General features: G+C 42.8%; 15 protein-coding genes. 8 read left to right on the forward strand and 7 right to left on the reverse strand.

Annotated elements, in window-relative coordinates; translation table 11 throughout:
- The first annotated feature begins 66 nt into the window (after window positions 1–66).
- Complete coding sequence (gene fliR, locus ACYQZ0_RS03950) at window positions 67–840, forward strand: flagellar biosynthetic protein FliR (RefSeq protein ID WP_459775301.1); 774 nt, start codon at window positions 67–69, stop codon at window positions 838–840.
- Here the strand turns inward: fliR and ACYQZ0_RS03955 are convergent.
- From ACYQZ0_RS03955 to ACYQZ0_RS03965, 3 genes are read right to left on the reverse strand one after another with little or no spacing between them, the layout of a single operon-like run.
- Window positions 818–2,512, reverse strand: a complete 1,695-nt coding sequence (locus ACYQZ0_RS03955; RefSeq protein WP_459775302.1) for a GspE/PulE family protein — start codon at window positions 2,510–2,512, stop codon at window positions 818–820. The two genes, fliR and ACYQZ0_RS03955, sit on opposite strands and share 23 nt — an antisense overlap.
- A complete protein-coding gene (gene panB, locus ACYQZ0_RS03960) occupies window positions 2,505–3,302 on the reverse strand; it encodes a 3-methyl-2-oxobutanoate hydroxymethyltransferase (protein ID WP_459775303.1) in 798 nt (265 codons plus the stop codon). Before panB ends, ACYQZ0_RS03955 begins: the two co-directional genes overlap by 8 nt.
- Before the next feature lie 3 nt (window positions 3,303–3,305).
- Window positions 3,306–3,656 (reverse strand): hypothetical protein, encoded by a 351-nt coding sequence (locus tag ACYQZ0_RS03965; RefSeq protein WP_459775304.1) that lies wholly within the window; start codon window positions 3,654–3,656, stop codon window positions 3,306–3,308.
- Window positions 3,657–3,700: 44 nt separating this feature from the next.
- Between ACYQZ0_RS03965 and ACYQZ0_RS03970 the strand changes: the two genes are divergently transcribed.
- From ACYQZ0_RS03970 to ACYQZ0_RS03985, 4 genes are read left to right on the forward strand one after another with little or no spacing between them, the layout of a single operon-like run.
- Window positions 3,701–5,743 carry an SPOR domain-containing protein gene (locus ACYQZ0_RS03970; protein ID WP_459775305.1) on the forward strand — a complete coding sequence of 681 codons (2,043 nt, stop codon included), beginning with the start codon at window positions 3,701–3,703 and terminating at the stop codon, window positions 5,741–5,743.
- Entirely contained in the window at window positions 5,740–6,513 is a 774-nt protein-coding gene (locus ACYQZ0_RS03975; RefSeq protein WP_459775306.1) for a hypothetical protein, read from the forward strand. The genes ACYQZ0_RS03970 and ACYQZ0_RS03975 overlap by 4 nt, the downstream gene beginning before the upstream one ends.
- A 10-nt stretch (window positions 6,514–6,523) precedes the next feature.
- Window positions 6,524–8,377, forward strand: a complete 1,854-nt coding sequence (locus tag ACYQZ0_RS03980) for a glycosyltransferase family 2 protein (RefSeq protein ID WP_459775307.1) — start codon at window positions 6,524–6,526, stop codon at window positions 8,375–8,377.
- Window positions 8,374–9,783, forward strand: coding sequence for a hypothetical protein (locus ACYQZ0_RS03985; protein WP_459775308.1), 1,410 nt, complete (start codon window positions 8,374–8,376; stop codon window positions 9,781–9,783). The genes ACYQZ0_RS03980 and ACYQZ0_RS03985 overlap by 4 nt, the downstream gene beginning before the upstream one ends.
- Here ACYQZ0_RS03985 and ACYQZ0_RS03990 read toward each other — a convergent pair.
- Genes ACYQZ0_RS03990 through ACYQZ0_RS04000 form a run of 3 tightly spaced genes read right to left on the reverse strand, consistent with a single transcriptional unit; the run spans window position 9,776 to window position 13,045 of the window.
- The gene (locus ACYQZ0_RS03990) at window positions 9,776–11,029 is read right to left on the reverse strand and encodes an NAD(P)/FAD-dependent oxidoreductase (RefSeq protein WP_459775309.1); all 1,254 of its coding nucleotides are present in this window, start codon (window positions 11,027–11,029) and stop codon (window positions 9,776–9,778) included. The genes ACYQZ0_RS03985 and ACYQZ0_RS03990 overlap by 8 nt on opposite strands.
- Window positions 11,010–11,726 carry a Rieske 2Fe-2S domain-containing protein gene (locus ACYQZ0_RS03995; protein WP_459775310.1) on the reverse strand — a complete coding sequence of 239 codons (717 nt, stop codon included), beginning with the start codon at window positions 11,724–11,726 and terminating at the stop codon, window positions 11,010–11,012. Before ACYQZ0_RS03995 ends, ACYQZ0_RS03990 begins: the two co-directional genes overlap by 20 nt.
- Before the next feature lie 8 nt (window positions 11,727–11,734).
- A complete protein-coding gene (locus tag ACYQZ0_RS04000; RefSeq protein ID WP_459775311.1) occupies window positions 11,735–13,045 on the reverse strand; it encodes an FAD-dependent oxidoreductase in 1,311 nt (436 codons plus the stop codon).
- Window positions 13,046–13,163: 118 nt separating this feature from the next.
- Here ACYQZ0_RS04000 and ACYQZ0_RS04005 point away from each other — a divergent pair, with 118 nt between their 5' ends.
- Complete coding sequence (locus ACYQZ0_RS04005; protein WP_459775312.1) at window positions 13,164–14,213, forward strand: two-component system sensor histidine kinase NtrB; 1,050 nt, start codon at window positions 13,164–13,166, stop codon at window positions 14,211–14,213.
- Here ACYQZ0_RS04005 and ACYQZ0_RS04010 read toward each other — a convergent pair.
- Entirely contained in the window at window positions 14,166–15,509 is a 1,344-nt protein-coding gene (locus tag ACYQZ0_RS04010) for a sigma-54-dependent transcriptional regulator (protein ID WP_459775313.1), read from the reverse strand. The two genes, ACYQZ0_RS04005 and ACYQZ0_RS04010, sit on opposite strands and share 48 nt — an antisense overlap.
- A gap of 32 nt (window positions 15,510–15,541) precedes the next feature.
- Between ACYQZ0_RS04010 and ACYQZ0_RS04015 the strand changes: the two genes are divergently transcribed.
- Together ACYQZ0_RS04015 and ACYQZ0_RS04020 are read left to right on the forward strand one after the other, a co-directional pair.
- Window positions 15,542–15,706, forward strand: coding sequence for a hypothetical protein (locus ACYQZ0_RS04015; RefSeq protein WP_459775314.1), 165 nt, complete (start codon window positions 15,542–15,544; stop codon window positions 15,704–15,706).
- Window positions 15,703–16,959 (forward strand): M16 family metallopeptidase, encoded by a 1,257-nt coding sequence (locus tag ACYQZ0_RS04020; protein WP_459775315.1) that lies wholly within the window; start codon window positions 15,703–15,705, stop codon window positions 16,957–16,959. The genes ACYQZ0_RS04015 and ACYQZ0_RS04020 overlap by 4 nt, the downstream gene beginning before the upstream one ends.
- The last annotated feature ends 23 nt before the right edge of the window (window positions 16,960–16,982 follow it).

Genomic DNA, 16,982 nt, shown 5'->3' on the forward strand with positions numbered 1-16,982 from the left:
AATATTTAGAATTAATAGTTAAAGGGAGAGTTTTTATGATGAGTGACAACCTAAGGGAAGCTCTAAATGGAATTTCTTCGTGAGGAGTTTCTCCTTACCCTTCTCCTCTCTTACTTCAGGGTTGTATCCTTTTTCTCTCTTTTTCCCTTCTTCTCTTCAAACTACGTTCCCCTGAACGTAAGGTTATACCTCTCCTTCGCGGTTTCCTTCATAGCCCTTTCCTTTTTTGACATAAAAACCGTGAGCGTTAATACCTTTGAGGAGTTTATCCTTAAAGCCCTTAATGAGTTTCTCTTCGGATTTACCGCGGGTTTAATCCTCAGGTTCTTTATAGAAGCCCTTGCTATTGCGGGGGAGATAATAGCCCTACATACGGGTCTCGGTTTCCTCCAGCTCTTTCTACCGGGTCAGGCACCCATGAGCCTTTTCGGGGCTTTCTTCTACCTTTACGGAATCCTTTTATTTCTCTCCGTAGGAGGAGCTGAAATAGTTTTGCTCGCTCTCTCGGAGAGTTTCAAGAAGGTTCCCATAGGGAGCTTTAACCTTTTTTTCTTAAATCCCGAGGTTTTCCTTGAGTTCTTTTACGAGAGTTTTAAGCTGGGAGTTAAGGTCTCCCTTCCCGTTCTCCTTTCCGCCCTTATTCTTAACTTAATTCTCGCCGTTGTTAACAGGTTCATTCCCCAGATGAACGTCTTTATGGTGGGCCTCCCCCTTCAGGTATTGGTGGGATTGATTGTCCTCCTTCTCTCCCTTCCCGTAATAACGCTCGTTATCGTTAACCACCTTTACGACTTCCTTAAAGTTTTTGAGCTATTTATTAAACAGCTAGGACTCTATTGACCTCCTCTATTGAGGTTATACCCCTCTTTACCTTCATGAGTCCGTCCTTGTAAAGGGTTCTCATTCCCCTTTCAACAGCTTTTTTCCTAATCTCGTCGTGATTTGCACCCCTTACTATCAAGGTTTTTATATCGTCATCCACCTCTAAAACTTCGTGAACCGCTGTTCTTCCCTTGTATCCCGTGTAGTTGCAAAAATCACATCCCCCTTCGTGTGCCCTGTATATAACAACGTTCTCCGAAGGGTCCTCTATTATTCCGAGTCTCAGGAGAACGTCTTTCGGAATATCAGCCTTTTCCTTGCATTTAGGACACAGCTTCCTTATCAGCCTCTGGGCTACGACTATTATGAGTGAGCTTCCAACGAGAAAAGGCTCTATACCCATATCAACGAGCCTCGTAACGGTTGTGGGAGCGTCGTTTGCATGAACCGTTGAGAAAACAAGGTGTCCCGTGAGGGAGGCCCTCACCGCTATCTCCGCGGTTTCCTTGTCCCTAATCTCTCCCACGAGTATGATGTCGGGGTCCTGCCTCAGGAAAGCCCTTAGAACTTCGGCAAAGGTGAGACCAATCCTTTCGTTTACCTGAACCTGATTCACACCGGGAATTGCAACCTCAACTGGGTCCTCAACGGTCATTATGTTCACATCGGGCCTGTTCCTTTCCATAATGGAGGCGTAAAGAGTTGTCGTTTTTCCCGAACCCGTTGGTCCCGATACGAGAATCATGCCCCAGGGCTTCCATATAGCCCTTCTGTATTTTTCCAGGTTATCTGGCTCGAATCCGAGGTCCTCAAGCCTCACCTTCAGATACTTTTCCGCATCCTGTATTCTCATAACGACCTTTTCGCCGTATACGACTGGAACGGTATTAACTCTAAGGTCTATCTTCTTTCCGCTTACGTTTACCCTTATTCTCCCGTCCTGGGGTTTCCTTTTCTCGGATATATCCATATTCGCCATTATCTTTATCCTCGTAACGAGTCCATCCTTTATACTTGAGGGAAACTCCCTGAATATCCTTAGAACCCCGTCTATACGGAACCTGACAACAACCTTCTTCTCCTGGGGCTCTATGTGTATGTCCGAAGCTCCCCTTTTTACGGCCTCGTAAATGATAAGATTTGTAAGCTTTACTATGGGTGCCGCTTCCGCACTTGCGAGGGCTTCCTCAAGGGAAATCTCCTCGTTTATTATGGTTATCTCCGTAGGAGGTATCTCTTCAAGTATTTCCGAAATCTTGGGAAAAAGCTCATCAAGGGCTTTATTTATGGCGGAAGGAGGAGCGTAGTAAGGAACAACCTGCATTTTCGTTATGAACCTGAGCTCGTTTATCATATCCTGGTTATAGGGGTCAAAGGTGTAAACGTAAAGTCTGTCTCGCTCCACTTTAAAGGGTATTACCTTATACTTCTCTATTACGTTTCTGGGAACTAGATTGAGAACATCCGCGGGTATCTTTGAAACGTCAATGTTTTCCACAACTCTTGTGGGCATCTGCTGTTTGAAAAAGGAGGTTATCTGTTCCTCCGTGAGTATACCAAGCCTTATGAGTGCCTCAATGGGGTCCTCATCTTCCTTGATACTTTTTAAAACCTTTTCTATATCCTTTTCTCTAATAAATCCCGCCCTTGAAAGGAGCGTTAAGAACCTGTACACCTTTTCACTATCCATAACTCTCCTCTTCCGAGGGGAATTTTCCGCTCAGAACGTCTTGTTTAAAGTTTTTCAATGCTTCCTTAATGAGTTTAGCACCTTCAAGATACCTTCTCACGAACTTTGGTTTGAAATCCTCAAATAGTCCCACGATATCGTGAAATACGAGAACCTGCCCGTCCGTAAACTTTCCCGCCCCTATGCCTATAACTATTGACCTGCTCTTTTCCCAAAGCTCCTTTGTAAGGGATGTTGGAACGCTCTCAAGAACTATCATAAAGGCCCCCGCATCTTCAAGAGCCTTAAAATCCCTTCTTAGTTTCTCCGCCTCTTCCGCCCTCTTCCCAACCACAGCGGGTTTCCCGAATACGTTTATACTCTGGGGAGTAAATCCTATATGTCCGACAACGGGAATGCCAATACTCCTCAACCGGTAAACGATTTCCGCTATCTCCTCCCCACCCTCAAGCTTTACCGCGTTCGCTCCCGTTTCCTTTATAACTCTTCCGCAGTTCTCAACTGCTTTTTCCAAAGAAACCTGATAACTCATAAAAGGCATGTCCGCTATAACGAAGGCTTCTTTCACTCCCCTCATAACGCATTTCGTGTGGTAAATAACCTCTTCAAGGGTTACGGATAAGGTATGCTTCTCCCCTTTTATTACCGTTCCCAGAGAATCGCCGACGAGGATACAATCAATCCCGACCTCATCGCAGAGTTTTGCACTCCAGTAGTCATAAGTGGATACTATTGTTATCTTCTCTCCCTTTTCCTTCTTCTTAAAGAGTGTTTTTAGGTTAACGGGCATTTATTATAAGTTTAGCTCTTTGATACGCTTGTGTATAAACTCCCAGCTCCAGGCTTTTGCCTGAGTGAGAGGTAGCTGTTTTCCTATATGCTCCTCAAATCCCTCTACCCATACCCACTCTCCGTCAGTCAAAAGCTTGAAGTTTCTCGTCCTGCTTGCCCACTGCCAGTAGTTGTGGGGCGTTATTCCCATTGCCCTTTTGAATAGCTCAAGCTCCTGAAGGGTGAGCTCCCTTACCTTTTTCTCCTCTTTAACTTCTTCCTTTACTTCTTCCAAAATCTCTTCTTTTATCTCCTCTCTTTTTTCTTCTTTTTCCTCTCCCTTCTTGAATAGGGAAAATAGTTTTTTCAGCATGCTTGGTTTAAAATTATAAAAACATAATGGGAAGTGGGGGTAGGATGTATCTCATACTTATACTCTTACTTTTTACCTTTGCATATTCAGTAGATAAGTACTGTATCCAGCTTTCTACACTCGGAAATCTTGAAGAGGCAAAGAGGGAGTTTGAAAAAGTTAAGGATTTTCCTCTGGCGAGGGTAGAGAAAATAGGAAGATTTTACGTTTTAAGGGTTGGGCTCTATGAGGATAAAAAAAAAGCCTTACACGCCTTAAGAGAAGTGAGAAGGATTTTTCCAACCGCGTTTGTGAGAAAATGCAAGTTTAACAAAGAAAGAATTGTCCTAATTCGTGAGAATAAAAAGGAAGAAAGAGGAACAGCGGTTAAGGAAGAAGAAGTTATTGTAAGAAGCTTTAAGGATATAGGCTTTCTAACAGATGATGTGATACTAAGGGGAGTTTACCCGTCGTATTACTTTTACATTCCCGTTTACGACGGTTATAAAGGCGGAAACGTAGAGCTATATTTAAGGCTCTCACCAGAACTTTCAGAAAATTCCTATGTAGAAATAACTTTAAACGGAAAACCAATAAGAAGATTTTCTCCCTCAACGCTTCCTTATCCTGTGAACCTAAAACTTCCTGAAAAGACAGACAGGGACTTTATAGAGATAGGTGTAAAAGGCTACCTGAGACACGCTAAAACCATATGTGAGGATATTTACGAAAACCGTGTTTATCTAATCGTAGAAGATGAGAGCAAGCTATACGTAAAGTACGAAGATAGGGGCGAACTTTACAATGCATTTCACAATTACAACCCCGTTTATTCCATAAAAGCATCCCAAAACAAAGATTTTTACTCCCTCGCTTTTTACCTGTCCAAATACGTTAATCTTTCTCCCAAAATAATTTTCAACGGCAAAGAGGGATTCATACTTGTATACGACCAGAAGGCAAAAGGAATTATTAGAGATGAAAATAAGCTTTATGTATCGGATGAATTTATAAATAGCCTTAAGGAAGGATACTTTCCTTTGCTTAACGTAGGCAAAAAAGTTAAGCTAAGAATGGTAAAAAGCTATACAAAGAAAGAAGAAAGGGAGCTTTTAACACTCAAAGATATGGGGTACGAAACATTCACGGCTTCGGGAATAGGTTACGTTCCTTTAACTTTTACATTTAATTACACCTATGTAAAAGGTATTCCAAAAAAACCCAGGTTAAGATTGCATATAGCTCATACCCCCGTTGAAAAGAACGCAAGCGTAAACGTATACGTAAACGGTAGGATGATAAACAGCTTTGAAGTAAGGGGGGCTGGGGAAAAATCTTACGATATTCCCCTTTATGGAACCATTTTCGGGGATAATACGGTAAGCATAATCCTTAACGACTTTATAAGCTCCGATGAATGCTACGGCAACGTACCGAGAGATGAACTTACATTGTTTGCGGATTCTTACATTTATTGGGAAGGTATAAGTAGGGAGGTAAGTAACGTATCGGATTTTATAAAACTTCTGAGCGGTAGGGTGCTTTTTGTCACAGATAACGATTTATACGACCCATTTCTTGTAAAGTTTTTATCCGAATTGGGAAAGAGAAACAAAAATGTGGAAAGGGTTGACGTTACGAAGAAAGTAGTAGAACCTATAAAGGATTACGATTTTATAGTATTTTTCGGAAAAGCAAGAGCTGAACTGCCCGTTTCAACTGAGAAAGGAGAGTTTAGAATTTACGACCCACTAACGGGAAATCTAATATTCTCATCTTCCTATGAGAATGATTTTATACTTATTCAAACGGGAAGCTATAAAAACATACCTCTTTTAAATATTGTTTGTAATGGCTCTTGCAATAGAGTACTTGGAAGGTTTTCCTTTGAGAGTCTGTACAAGCTATTTGCAAATGTTGGAATACTCACAGCGGAATATGAACTGGCCTTTTCTATAGGTGATAAGCTAAAAGTGAGTTACGAACTCGAAAAAGGAATAGCCTATTACTGGAACAAGTACAAGCTAATAGTACTTATCCTGATAGGATTGATTTCTCTTATTTTCCTGCGTTACGTTTACACAAAATTAACAAGGAGGGAAGGATGATAATCTTTGTATTATTAATGGTCTTTTCTTTAACCTTTGGAAGCTCGTGGGTGAGGGAAAAGGGAGAACTGTTTACCGCTATAACGGGAAGGTATTACACCGCGGATAAATACTTTGACGAAGACGGTGATAAAAAACCTATTGGCTGTACGTTCAAGAAAAGAGAGCTGGAGTTATACGGTGAGTACGGACTTACTCCTAAGACTACTTTAACCTTTAAGCTCCCTTACCAGGAACTTGAGTGCGGTTCTTCAAAAACAACAGGTGTGGCTGACTTGGAGCTTGGATTTATAAGGAACCTAAAAAGTGAAAGAGGTTCCCTATCTTTATACGGCGTTGCGATTATACCCACCGGATACTCAATAAAGGATGACCTGAGGCTCGGATACGGAAGGGTTGGCCTGGAAGGGGGAATTTTATACGGAAGGGGTTTTAGTTGGGGATTTGTGGACAGCGGAATAGGATATAGATATTACTTCGGATATCCCTCAAGTCAGGTAAGGGCCTACATCCTTGGAGGCTACGATGTCCTTCGGGAACTTCAAATAATTTTCCTCCTTGATGCACAAATAGGACTCGGAGATGGAGACAAGAAAAGGGTAGGGAAAAATATAACCCTAGAGCCCGACTATAAGCTTATACAGATTTACGCAGGTCCGAGACTTCGTTTTGGAACATTTTCTATAAACGTGGGCTTTCAGAGGGTAATTTTCGGTAGAAAGACGGGTGATGGGACGGGCTACTACATCGGTTTATGGAAATCTTTCTAAAAAGAGAAGAATGAAGAAGATTGGAGAAGTTCTTTTAGAAAAGAAGTTAATAACGGAAGAACAGTTAAAGGAAGCCCTTGAGTATCAGAACAAGTTCGGCGGAAGAATAGGATGGATTCTTGCTACTCTCGGTTACGTTAATCGTTTGGATTTTTACAAATCCCTTGCGGAACACTGCGACCTTGAGCTTGTTACGGATTTAGAAAAGCTGAAGAAGAGTATAGACCTTGACTTATTGAAATCTTTTGACCCGGAAGAACTTGCAAACTACGAAAGTATCCCGGCGAAAATAGAAGGGGAAACCGTATATATATACACATCCTATCCCTGTTCAAAAAAACTTGAGGATTTTATTGAAAAGTATTTCAAGGGTAAGAAAGCGGTAGTTAAACTTGTAACAGATTTAGACCTAATAAGAATCCTGGAGTGGGCTTTTAAGGATAGATTTATTGATAGGGCTGTTCACGGCTTGTTTTACATGACTCCTCAGTTTTCCGCATCACGTGTATTTTCAAAGGGACAGGTTATCCTGCTGGGGTTCTTAATCTTCCTTTCCCTGGTCTGGTTATACTATAGTCCCGTTACTTATTTCATATTTATTTTGGGATTTGTTCAAATATTTTACTTAGTTTCCATCCTTTTTAAGTTCATAATAAGCATAGCAGGTGCTATGACTGAGATGGAGGAATACGTATCCGAGGAGGAGGTAAAAGCCTTAGAAGAAAGAAATCTACCCGTTTACACCATTCTTATCCCAGTTTATAAGGAACCGGAGGTAATAGGTACGTTAATAAAAAGCCTAAAAAAGCTCGATTATCCCCAGAACAAGCTCGATATTCTTCTATTACTTGAGGAGGATGATAAGGAGACACTTGAAGCTGCAAAGAAAGAGCGTCCTCCGGCAAACTGGCGCTTTATAATAGTCCCGAGCAGTCAACCGAAAACTAAGCCTAAGGCGTGCAATTACGGCCTTTTCTTTGCAAGGGGAGAATACTTAACCATTTACGACGCAGAGGATATTCCCGAACCTGACCAGTTAAAGAAGGCGGTAATAGCCTTTAAAAAAGGCGGGGATAAATACATATGTTTCCAAGCACAACTTAACTATTTCAACAGAGATGAGAACTTTTTAACGAAGATGTTCACCCTTGAGTACTCCTACTGGTTTGATTACCTACTTCCTGGGCTGTTTAAGCTTAACCTTCCCATTCCCCTTGGGGGAACGAGTAATCATTTTGATAGGAAGAAGCTTGAAGAGATAGGGGGTTGGGACCCGTTCAACACTACGGAAGATGCGGACTTAGGTGTGAGGGCTTTTGCAAGAGGTTATAAGGTTGGCGTGATAAACTCTACCACTTACGAAGAGGCGAACTCTAAGCTCTGGAACTGGATAAGACAGCGTTCAAGATGGATTAAAGGTTATATGCAGACGTGGTTAGTTTACGCAAGGAATACGAGAAGACTTTACAAAATGGTAGGACTGAGGGGCTTTATAGCTTTCCACCTCCTTATAGGTGGAACACCCTTCGTTTTCCTCGTTAATCCAGTAATGTGGGCAATTTTTATCGTATGGGTTCTTACGAAGACTAAGCTTATAGAGCCTTTATTCCCTCCACCTATACTTTACATAAGTTTATTTAACTTTCTTTTTGGAAACTTCATAGGTATTTACCTCAATATGCTTGCGGTCTTTAAAAGAAAGTATTACGAACTACTGCCTTACGCTTTTCTTAATCCATTTTACTGGATACTTCACTCTGTTGCCGCTTACTTTGCCCTTTATGAACTATTTACAAGACCATTTTACTGGCAAAAAACGCAACACGGGATAACGAGGTATAAACCAATGGAGGATAAGGCTTGAAGAGGTTCGGGGAGGTTGTATATTACATCGGAATCTTCTTTATTTTTTTCTCAATCTATTACTGGATAAGTGTATTTATTCTAGAAGATAAGGATTTCTTTCACTTAAAACCTATTTTCTTTGCGGAAAAAGCAAGAATAGCACTGGAAGGTGTAAGTCCGAGATTGGAGTATATAGGTTTTGTTTATCCTCCCCTCGTATTCACGCCTTTTTTGGTGTTCAGAGATGTACCTCTGTCTGTATCAACATTATCCGCGGTTGTAAGTTTGTTAATCTTTATGTTTACCGCAAGACAAAGTATTTCATCCCTTTTTACATTACTTTTCTTTTCCCCTCTTCTTATTTATATAGCTACTCAAAGGCCAGATTTATACGTATCCTTTTTCCTAATAACTTTATCAACACGAATGCTCGTTTCTTATTTCATAAAGAGGTTATCCGTTTACCTTTTTATTTCAGGTCTGCTTTTAGGATTATCCTTCTTCACCGATTTTCGTGTGATACTTTTACTACCCTTCTTTCTCTTATCTACTTTCTTTTTCTACAGGAGGTTAAAAGATTGGGAAATTGTTAAATCTGTTCTCGTAGTTTATCTGACACCTGTTATAGCTTTTCTGCTTATGTGGATTTACCTGAACTGGGTATTTACTGGAAATCCCTTCCATTTTGTGGAATCGCCCTACTCTTACTTCAAAACCTTAGCTCCGCTGGATGGTGGCGGGAAACTCTTGATTTTTGTGACACTAAATACACTGTCGGGGCTTATTTACTTTGCCGGTTTCCTTTATCTCAAAAACTTTAGGGATTTGTATTCATTACCCGTATATTTCCTTTATTTCATACCGATAATTTTTCAATTAATTTCTATAAAGTGGAACTTAATTGATGGATTTTTGGTGAACTCAGTTTTATTTTTACTTTTTTTCCTATTCTTTAACGACCTTATGAGACTTGATAGGAAAATTATTCTCCTGGTTTTAATTAATTTCCTCTCTTTAGTTTTTGCCCCCAAATACTCTCCTAACTTTTATGAGAAAAATTTTGCAAAAATTCTTCTCTTTGAGAAATCGGAGAGAAACCTTGTTCCTTATATGGAGGTTGCAAGCTTACTGGATGTGGATAACAGGTGTGTTCTTATGGATGATGCGGATAGTTTCCCGGTTGTTTATTTCAGCAAGGATATAAAGAAATTCATTCTTCCCTACAGAAATGAGTTTTATACCGTTTTATCTAATCCGAGTTTGTTTACAAACTGGATTGTTTTTAATAAAAAATCGGATAAGGACATTGTGAAAAGGTTGTTCAAAAGGGAAAGGGAACTTTTAAAAAGCTTTAAGAAATCTATGGAGAACGATATATTCGTTGTTTTATTGAACGTAGAAGAAAGTGTAAAATGCTTCAGGTGAACATATCCCTCCAGAGTCCCCTTGCCCACTCGTAATACCTCTTTGCGGTTGAGACCTTCCAGACGTTGTCCTCGTAAACGACTTTTTTAACCTTCTTCGTCTTGAGGTCGTATTTATACTCAACCTCCATCATTATAGCTTGTTTTAGGTTAACCATCGCGTAGCATATGCCGTGCTGGATTATCTCACCTTCCCACTCCTTCCCTTTTATCCTTGAGGATATAATCTTTGCAACGACCTTTCCCTCCGAGTGTGCCGCGTATCCGCTTTTCGGAAGGTAGGTCTCACAGCTATCCCCTATTACGAAGACGTTTTTCACGCTTGTCTCGTAGGTCATGGGGTCCACGATAACCCACTTTCTCCCTTTCTGGATAAGCCCTATCTTCTCAAGGAGTTTTGGAGCCCTCATGGGAGGTATGAAGTTAGCCATGTCAAACTTCACGTTACCCCTGTTCGTCTTCACAACCTTTTTCTTCGGGTCTATCTCAAGAACCTTAGTCTCGGTCAGATATGTTGCCTCATTCTTGTAAAAGTCCTCGTAAGCCTTGAGGAATCCCTTCGTCATAACGGGAGGGTAGGCGTTCTCGTCTATAAAGTAGAGGTGAATCTTCAGCCCCTCTTTCCTTGCGTATGAAAGGAGCATCGCTGCTCTCTCATAAGGTGCAGGCGGACAACGGAAAGGCATCTTTGGGACGGTTATAACGAACTTATCCCCTTCAAAGCTTTCAAGCATTCTCCTGAGGTATAGGTGTTCGCTTCCGGGCCTAAATGCAGGTGGATAGCTCCAGTAAACCTCCTTAAATGCGGGATTCTCTTCGTAGTCATACTCTATACCGAGGGATAGAACGAGGTAGTCATACTTTATCTTTCCGCTCCCCGTTACCACCTCCCTTTTTGAGAGGTCTATATCTATCACCTCATCGTTTATGAACTTAACCCCGTATTTAACAACCAAGGTGTTGTAAGGAAAACAGAGCGTTCCGTAGTCTATGAGTCCTGCAAGATAATGGTTGCTGAGTGGACAGGATACAAAGAGGGGGTTCTTCTCTATGAGAACAACCTCAGCCTCCGGGGAAAGCTTCTTAACGTACTTTGCGGTCGTGACACCCCCGTATCCTCCCCCAACTACCACAACCCTGTTTCCCTTAGGCTCACCGAGAACAAAACCCCTCGGAACGCTTACCGCGAGAAGTCCAAGACCTCCCGCAAGAATTAAGTCCCTTCTGCTAACAGTAGATGACCTCATTTACATACTCCTCCACGGGAAGAACTACCGATTTATCAACTTTCTTCTTGGCCTTCCTGAAGGATTTATACATCTTCTTGAGGTCCGAACGAAAAGCATCAAAAAAATCACTGAACCTCTCAACGCCGAGAGTTCCAACAGCGTACAGCTTTCCCCCTTCGTAGGAGAGAACTATGGTCAGGAGCGGGTACTCCGATGGTCCATCCAGAACAACTCCTCCCTTTGTCGGGTCAAAGATTGACATATGAGCACAGCACTGTATTACGTTTCCCCTCTTTGCGGCCTTTGAGGGCTTGTCCTTCGGGTAGTAGTTTATGAATGAGTATTCGGGCGTGGGGAAGCTGAGCTGGTGTGGGCATATGGCACAGAAGGCTATTATGCTTTTCTTAGGTCCCACACCTCCCGGCCAGAGGTATGAACTTCCATCGGAGAGCTTAACCTCTACGGGTTTTACTTCCTCACCAAGGTTTATTAAGAAAGCGGGTGTAGCCCTGTAGGGGTAAAAAAATAGATACTGTCTCCCGACCTCAAGCTTTTCGGGGTTCAAAGGATTTCCGCTCTTATTAAGTAAGATTGCTTTTTTATACTTCTTAAGTTTATTCGTCTGGGCTTTCAGGGTTTCGGTTAAAAAGAGAGGAGACAAGAAGGAGAGGGCAGCAGCTGACCCGCAGGTTCTTATAAAACCCCTTCTGTCCATTTTTCACCTCACGAGAACATATCCCTGTACATAGCCTTTGCCCATTCAAAGGTTGCACGTGCAAGGGCAGTGGAACGTTCGTTTTCAACGTTTACCTTCTTCTTAACGGGCATTCTCTTGTTTTTATCTATCTCGTAAATAACGTTTATGACTATAGCCTCTTTGGGGGCTCCGTTTACCATTGAGTAACAGGTGTTCGTAGGAGCTTTAACGTATTCCAGGGGGTCCTTTCCTTCAATCATGGCCTTTATGGCCTTTACAAGCATATACTTAGTTTGGTTGTTAGCCATGTCTCCGCTCTTTGGAAAGCCTTTTACGGAATTCGCATCTCCCGGTATGAACACCCTCGGGTCAACTTTAGATTGAAGCGTTACCGGGTCAACCTCACACCATCCCGTTTTCGGGTTAACCAGTCCTGCCTTCCAGGCTATATCCGCGGCTTGGTGAGGAGGGTTAAGGTTCGCATCGTCAAACTTAAAGTCCCCTGCGGTCGTCTTTATTACTTTCTTGACGGGGTCAACTTCCTTTATCTTTGCGTTTGGAACGTATTCAACCATACCCAGGTATAGCTGTTCGTAAGCCATTCTGAAACCGGGCCCTTTGGGAGCTATCTTTCCTTTAGGGTCAAGGATTATAATTTTGCCGTCAACCTCGTTCTGCTTAAAGACGTGGGCAATCATCGCAGCTCTCTCGTAAGGTGCAGGCGGACATCTGTGGGGCGGTGGGGGAACTACGAGAACAAAGGTTCCACCCTCAAAGTTTTCAACCTTCTTCTTTAGTCTTAAGTGTTCCGAACCGGGTATAAATGCGGAAGGAAAGTGGGTTTGAGTATACCTCGCCATGTCTTTATCGCCGTCAAACCACGCATCGTAGTTATACCTTATTCCCGGAGCAAGTATTAAGTAGTCGTACTCAACGTATCCGTCCTCGGTGTAAACCCTCCTTTTATCCCTGTCTATATCTGTAACGGTTGCGTTTATGAAGGTATATCCGTATTTCGCTGCGGGTGTTAAGAAATCGTGAATGAGGAACTCTAAATCTACGAGCCCACCCAGCCAGACGTTACTTATGGGGCAGGACATAAACATCTTACGCTGTTCTATAAGAACAACATCAACACTGGGTATTTCCTTCTTTAAATACTTAGCAGCGGTAACCCCAGCCCATCCCCCGCCGACTATTACAACCCTCTTACCCTTTGAAGGGGGAAGCAATCTATTTGCGGTAGTAGCTGCACATGCTATGCCGGGAAAAGAAGTAGCTCCAAGAACTACTCCCAACCCCGCAAGCTTAAACATATCTCTCCTGTTCACACCCATACCATTACCTCCCTAACTTTTCCTTTTTATTTGCAATTTCCGTGCCAAAAGAAACTCCTTACTTTTCAACAAAAATACTTTCTGGGAGTGTCAAAATTGGCACACCTTAGTGACACCTATGACACCAAAAGGGGAGTATCTTTTCAGTATGGAGGAGTTTTCCATCTTTGAAGAGATTGAAGAACAGGTTGTTATTATAGACAGGAACTACAGGATAGTTTACGCAAACGAGAGGTATATAAAGGAAAACGGATACGGGAGCAAAGAGGAAGTTATAGGAAAGCCCTGTTATCTCATATCTCACAAGAGGGAAAGCCCCTGCGAGGGTGAGTGTCATCCCTGTCCCTTAAAGGAGATAGAGAAGAGGAAGGGGGCGGTTAACGTGATACACACCCACTACACCCACGACAACAGGGAAACACCCGTTGAGATATGTGCCTTCCCCATAAACAAGGGAGAGAGGATACTCCAGATAATAAAGAACATTAAAAACGACAAGGAGAAGTTTTATCTATTCAGCCTTTCCCAGAAGCTCAGCTCAATAGGTTTCCTTGCCCTTGGTATAGCCCACCAGATTAACACACCCCTCGCAACGATAAACCTCGCCCTTGACGAGCTTGAAAGGAAACTCGGGAAAACTGAAGAGACCGAAACCATAAGGAACGCGGTAAAAACCTGCAAAGATACTATAGATAAACTGCTCCTCTTTGCGAGGAAGAGACAGGGCTCGGACCTCGTTGACCTAAAAAAAGCGGTTGAGGATGTCGTTGAGCTCTTAAAGGTTTACGCAAAGGAAAGAAAGGTAAAGATTGAGACACGCCTTGATAGCCTTTACATGCTCGGTGATGAGTCGGATATAAGACACGTTATCCTGAACCTCGTTCTTAACGCAATTCAGGTAAGCCCTGAGGGGCAAAAGGTTGAGGTTGAACTGAAAGGATACGAGAATGAACTTGTTCTAATTGTGAGGGATTACGGAGAAGGTATCCCTCCCGAAGATATGGACAAGATATTCATACCCTTTTATCAGGGGAAGAATAAAAGAGAAGGGAGCGGGCTCGGACTTGCAATAGTTAACGAGATAGTTAAAGACTACGGGGGGTATATAAAGGTTAACAGCTCAGAGGGAAAGGGTAGCATTTTTGAGGTTCACATTCCTCTCCCTTAAAGCCTTTAGCTTCCTGAAAACGGTCCTCCTGCTACAACCGAGAACCTCCGCTATCTTGTTAACGTCCCCCTCAAATCTCTTGTAGAGAAAGGATATATACATAAGCTCAAGCTCCTCCAGACTCGGAAGCTTTTCCATGAGTTTCTCAACACAGCTCACGCTTTTTCTCTTCAGGCATACGTTCTCGTCTATATACTCCCCCTGAGAGAGAACGCAGGCTCTCTCTATAACGTTTCTAAGCTCCCTTACATTCCCCTCCCAGGGGTAATTTATAAGCTCCTTCAAGATTTCCTCCCTTATCTTCTTTCCGTATCTTCTTAAGAAGAAATCAACGAGAAGGGGTATATCTTCCTTTCTTTCTCTAAGGGGAGGTATCTCCACCTCTATGGTGTTTATCCTGTAGTATAAATCCTCCCTGAACTTTCCCTCGGATATGAGTTCCTCTATGTTTCTGTTGGTTGCGAAAACGAGTTTCACCTCAACCTTTATGTCCTTGAGCCCTCCTACCCTTCTGAAGCTCCTCGTCTCAACAAACCTGAGGAGCTTAGGCTGTATTGAGGGAGGGAGGTCCCCTATCTCGTCAAAGAAAAGCGTTCCCCCGTTTGCAAGCTCAACGAGTCCCAATTTCCTGTGGCTCGCCCCCGTAAATGCTCCCTTCTCGTATCCAAAGAGCTCGCTCTCAAAGAGGTGTTCGGGTATGGAGGTGCAGTCAACGACTATGAAGGGTTTATCCCTCCTTTCCGAGACGCTGTGAAGGTATCTCGCAAGAACTTCCTTACCTACTCCTGTCTCGCCCCTTATCAGAACGGGGGAGTCAACACTTGAAGCTTTCTTTATTAGCTCAAGGATTTTCTTAAACTTCTCATTCCTGGTCTCGAGTATGTACTCCCCCTTTCCCTCACCGAAGAGAAAGTTCTTCAGGGTTTTATTTTCCTCCTCAAGGTTTTTCTCTTTGAGAGCCTTTTCTATGCTTACCTCAAGGAGGTCAAAGTTAAAGGGCTTCTGAATGAAGTCGTAAGCCCCCTTTTTTATGGCCTCTATAGCGGTTCTTATGTCTCCGTATCCCGTTATTACTATGAACTTTGTTCCATCACCGCTAAAGCGCTCTATCAGCTCAAGGCCGTCCATATCGGGAAGCCTTATGTCAAGAAGAACAACGTCATAATACCTTTCCCTTAGCTTCTTTTCCGCTTCCTCTCCCTTCTCCGCGGAATCAACCGAGTATCTTTCGCCCAGTTTCTTTTCCATTAACCTCTTCAGGTTTCTGTCATCCTCAACTATCAGGAGGGAAACCATCTACCTTTAATGTTAGGTATAATTTTATTCTTATGAGATTAGTTATTCTTATAGCTTCCTTAAGCCTGTTTTTAACCTCCTGCGAGGTAATGATTGGTGCAGCTCTCGGCGGTGCAGCGGGGTATTATGCGGGGAAAGAAGGCTACAAGGTGAAGATAGAAAAGGAGAAAAACGGAGAAAAAGAGGAAAAGAAGTGAGGCTCCTAATACTTTTACTTTTTTTATTCCTTCCCCTATTCGGAGGTTCCGAAGTGTATGAGAAAAAGCTTGGTAACGGGGTGAAAATTATACTGAAGGAGACGAAGGGAAAGGGAATAGTCTCGGGCGTTATCTTTTTCAAAGGAGGCGTTCACGGGGAGAAGAAGAGGGGAGAGACAGCACTACTCTTTACCATGCTTCTCAAAGGTTCTAAAAAGTATCCCTCTTCTTCGGCCGTTTCGGAACCCTTTGAAAATTACGGGGGATATATATACTCCTCCTCCGAGGACGACTTCTCGGAAATAGGTTTCTCAACAAAGGTGGAGGGACTTAAAGAAGGCCTGGAAGTCATAAAGGATATACTCTCGGAGCCCCTCTTTAAGGAGGAGATACTTGAGATTGAGAAGAGAAATCAGATAGTTGCCATAAGGTCTAAGAGGGAAAGGGGAATGTCTTACGCATACGAGGAGCTGAGAAAGCTCACCTACAGGGGAACTCCTTACGAATACTCCCCCTTGGGAAAGGAAGAAGACCTTAAATCCATAACGAGGGAGGACCTCCTAAGAAGGTTTGAGGAGATAAAGAAGGGGGAAAACGTTGTCGTAGTCCTCGTAGGAGACTTCAAGAAGGAGGATGTTCTTCCCCTCCTTGAGGAGAGCTTCTCCGATATACCTAAAGGTGAGTTTGAGCTTTACAAGGAGAATAAGGAAATAAAAGAGGACGAGATTCTAAGGGTAAAGAGGGAGGGCTCACAGGCTACGATTTTATGCGCCTTTAACGCACCTCCCAAGGACTCTGAGGATTACTTCAGCTTTAAGGTTTTCAACAGCCTTCTGGGTGAGGGAATGACCTCAAAGCTCTTCAGGAGGCTGAGGGAGGAAAAGGGCTATGCATATGCGACTTACTCCTTTTATCCCACGAGATACTCATCACCCAGGCTTTTTGCGTATATAGGTACTTCTCCTGAAAAGAAAGAGGAAGCCCTTAAGGACTTGATAGAAACCGTATCCGACAAAAACGTAAACGAGGAGGACGTTGAGCTTGCGAAGAGGAAGATAATAGGGGATTACCTCCTTGACCACGAGACGAGGCTAAGGCAGGCCTGGTATATGGGATTTTTTGAGGTTATGGGATTCGGCTGGAAGATGGACGAAGAGTATCCCGAGAGGATAAACTCAGTGAGTGCGGAGGACGTGAGGAGGGCTGTAGAAAAGTATATAAACCATCACCACTGCGTGGTAGTTGAACCTTAGAATTTAGGTTTTATAATTCCAAA

This window comes from Aquifex pyrophilus (genome assembly GCF_054656935.1).

Coding starts and splice junctions, on each gene's coding strand:
- ACYQZ0_RS03980 (WP_459775307.1), top strand. CDS start 6,524: ATGAAGAAGATTGGAGAAGTTCTTTTAGAAAAGAAGTTAATAACGGAA.
- ACYQZ0_RS04015 (WP_459775314.1), top strand. CDS start 15,542: ATGAGATTAGTTATTCTTATAGCTTCCTTAAGCCTGTTTTTAACCTCC.
- ACYQZ0_RS04005 (WP_459775312.1), top strand. CDS start 13,164: ATGACACCAAAAGGGGAGTATCTTTTCAGTATGGAGGAGTTTTCCATC.
- panB (WP_459775303.1), bottom strand. CDS start 3,302: ATGCCCGTTAACCTAAAAACACTCTTTAAGAAGAAGGAAAAGGGAGAG.
- ACYQZ0_RS03955 (WP_459775302.1), bottom strand. CDS start 2,512: ATGGATAGTGAAAAGGTGTACAGGTTCTTAACGCTCCTTTCAAGGGCG.
- ACYQZ0_RS03970 (WP_459775305.1), top strand. CDS start 3,701: ATGTATCTCATACTTATACTCTTACTTTTTACCTTTGCATATTCAGTA.
- ACYQZ0_RS03965 (WP_459775304.1), bottom strand. CDS start 3,656: ATGCTGAAAAAACTATTTTCCCTATTCAAGAAGGGAGAGGAAAAAGAA.
- ACYQZ0_RS04010 (WP_459775313.1), bottom strand. CDS start 15,509: ATGGTTTCCCTCCTGATAGTTGAGGATGACAGAAACCTGAAGAGGTTA.
- ACYQZ0_RS03990 (WP_459775309.1), bottom strand. CDS start 11,029: ATGAGGTCATCTACTGTTAGCAGAAGGGACTTAATTCTTGCGGGAGGT.
- ACYQZ0_RS04000 (WP_459775311.1), bottom strand. CDS start 13,045: ATGGGTGTGAACAGGAGAGATATGTTTAAGCTTGCGGGGTTGGGAGTA.
- ACYQZ0_RS03975 (WP_459775306.1), top strand. CDS start 5,740: ATGATAATCTTTGTATTATTAATGGTCTTTTCTTTAACCTTTGGAAGC.
- fliR (WP_459775301.1), top strand. CDS start 67: ATGGAATTTCTTCGTGAGGAGTTTCTCCTTACCCTTCTCCTCTCTTAC.
- ACYQZ0_RS03995 (WP_459775310.1), bottom strand. CDS start 11,726: ATGGACAGAAGGGGTTTTATAAGAACCTGCGGGTCAGCTGCTGCCCTC.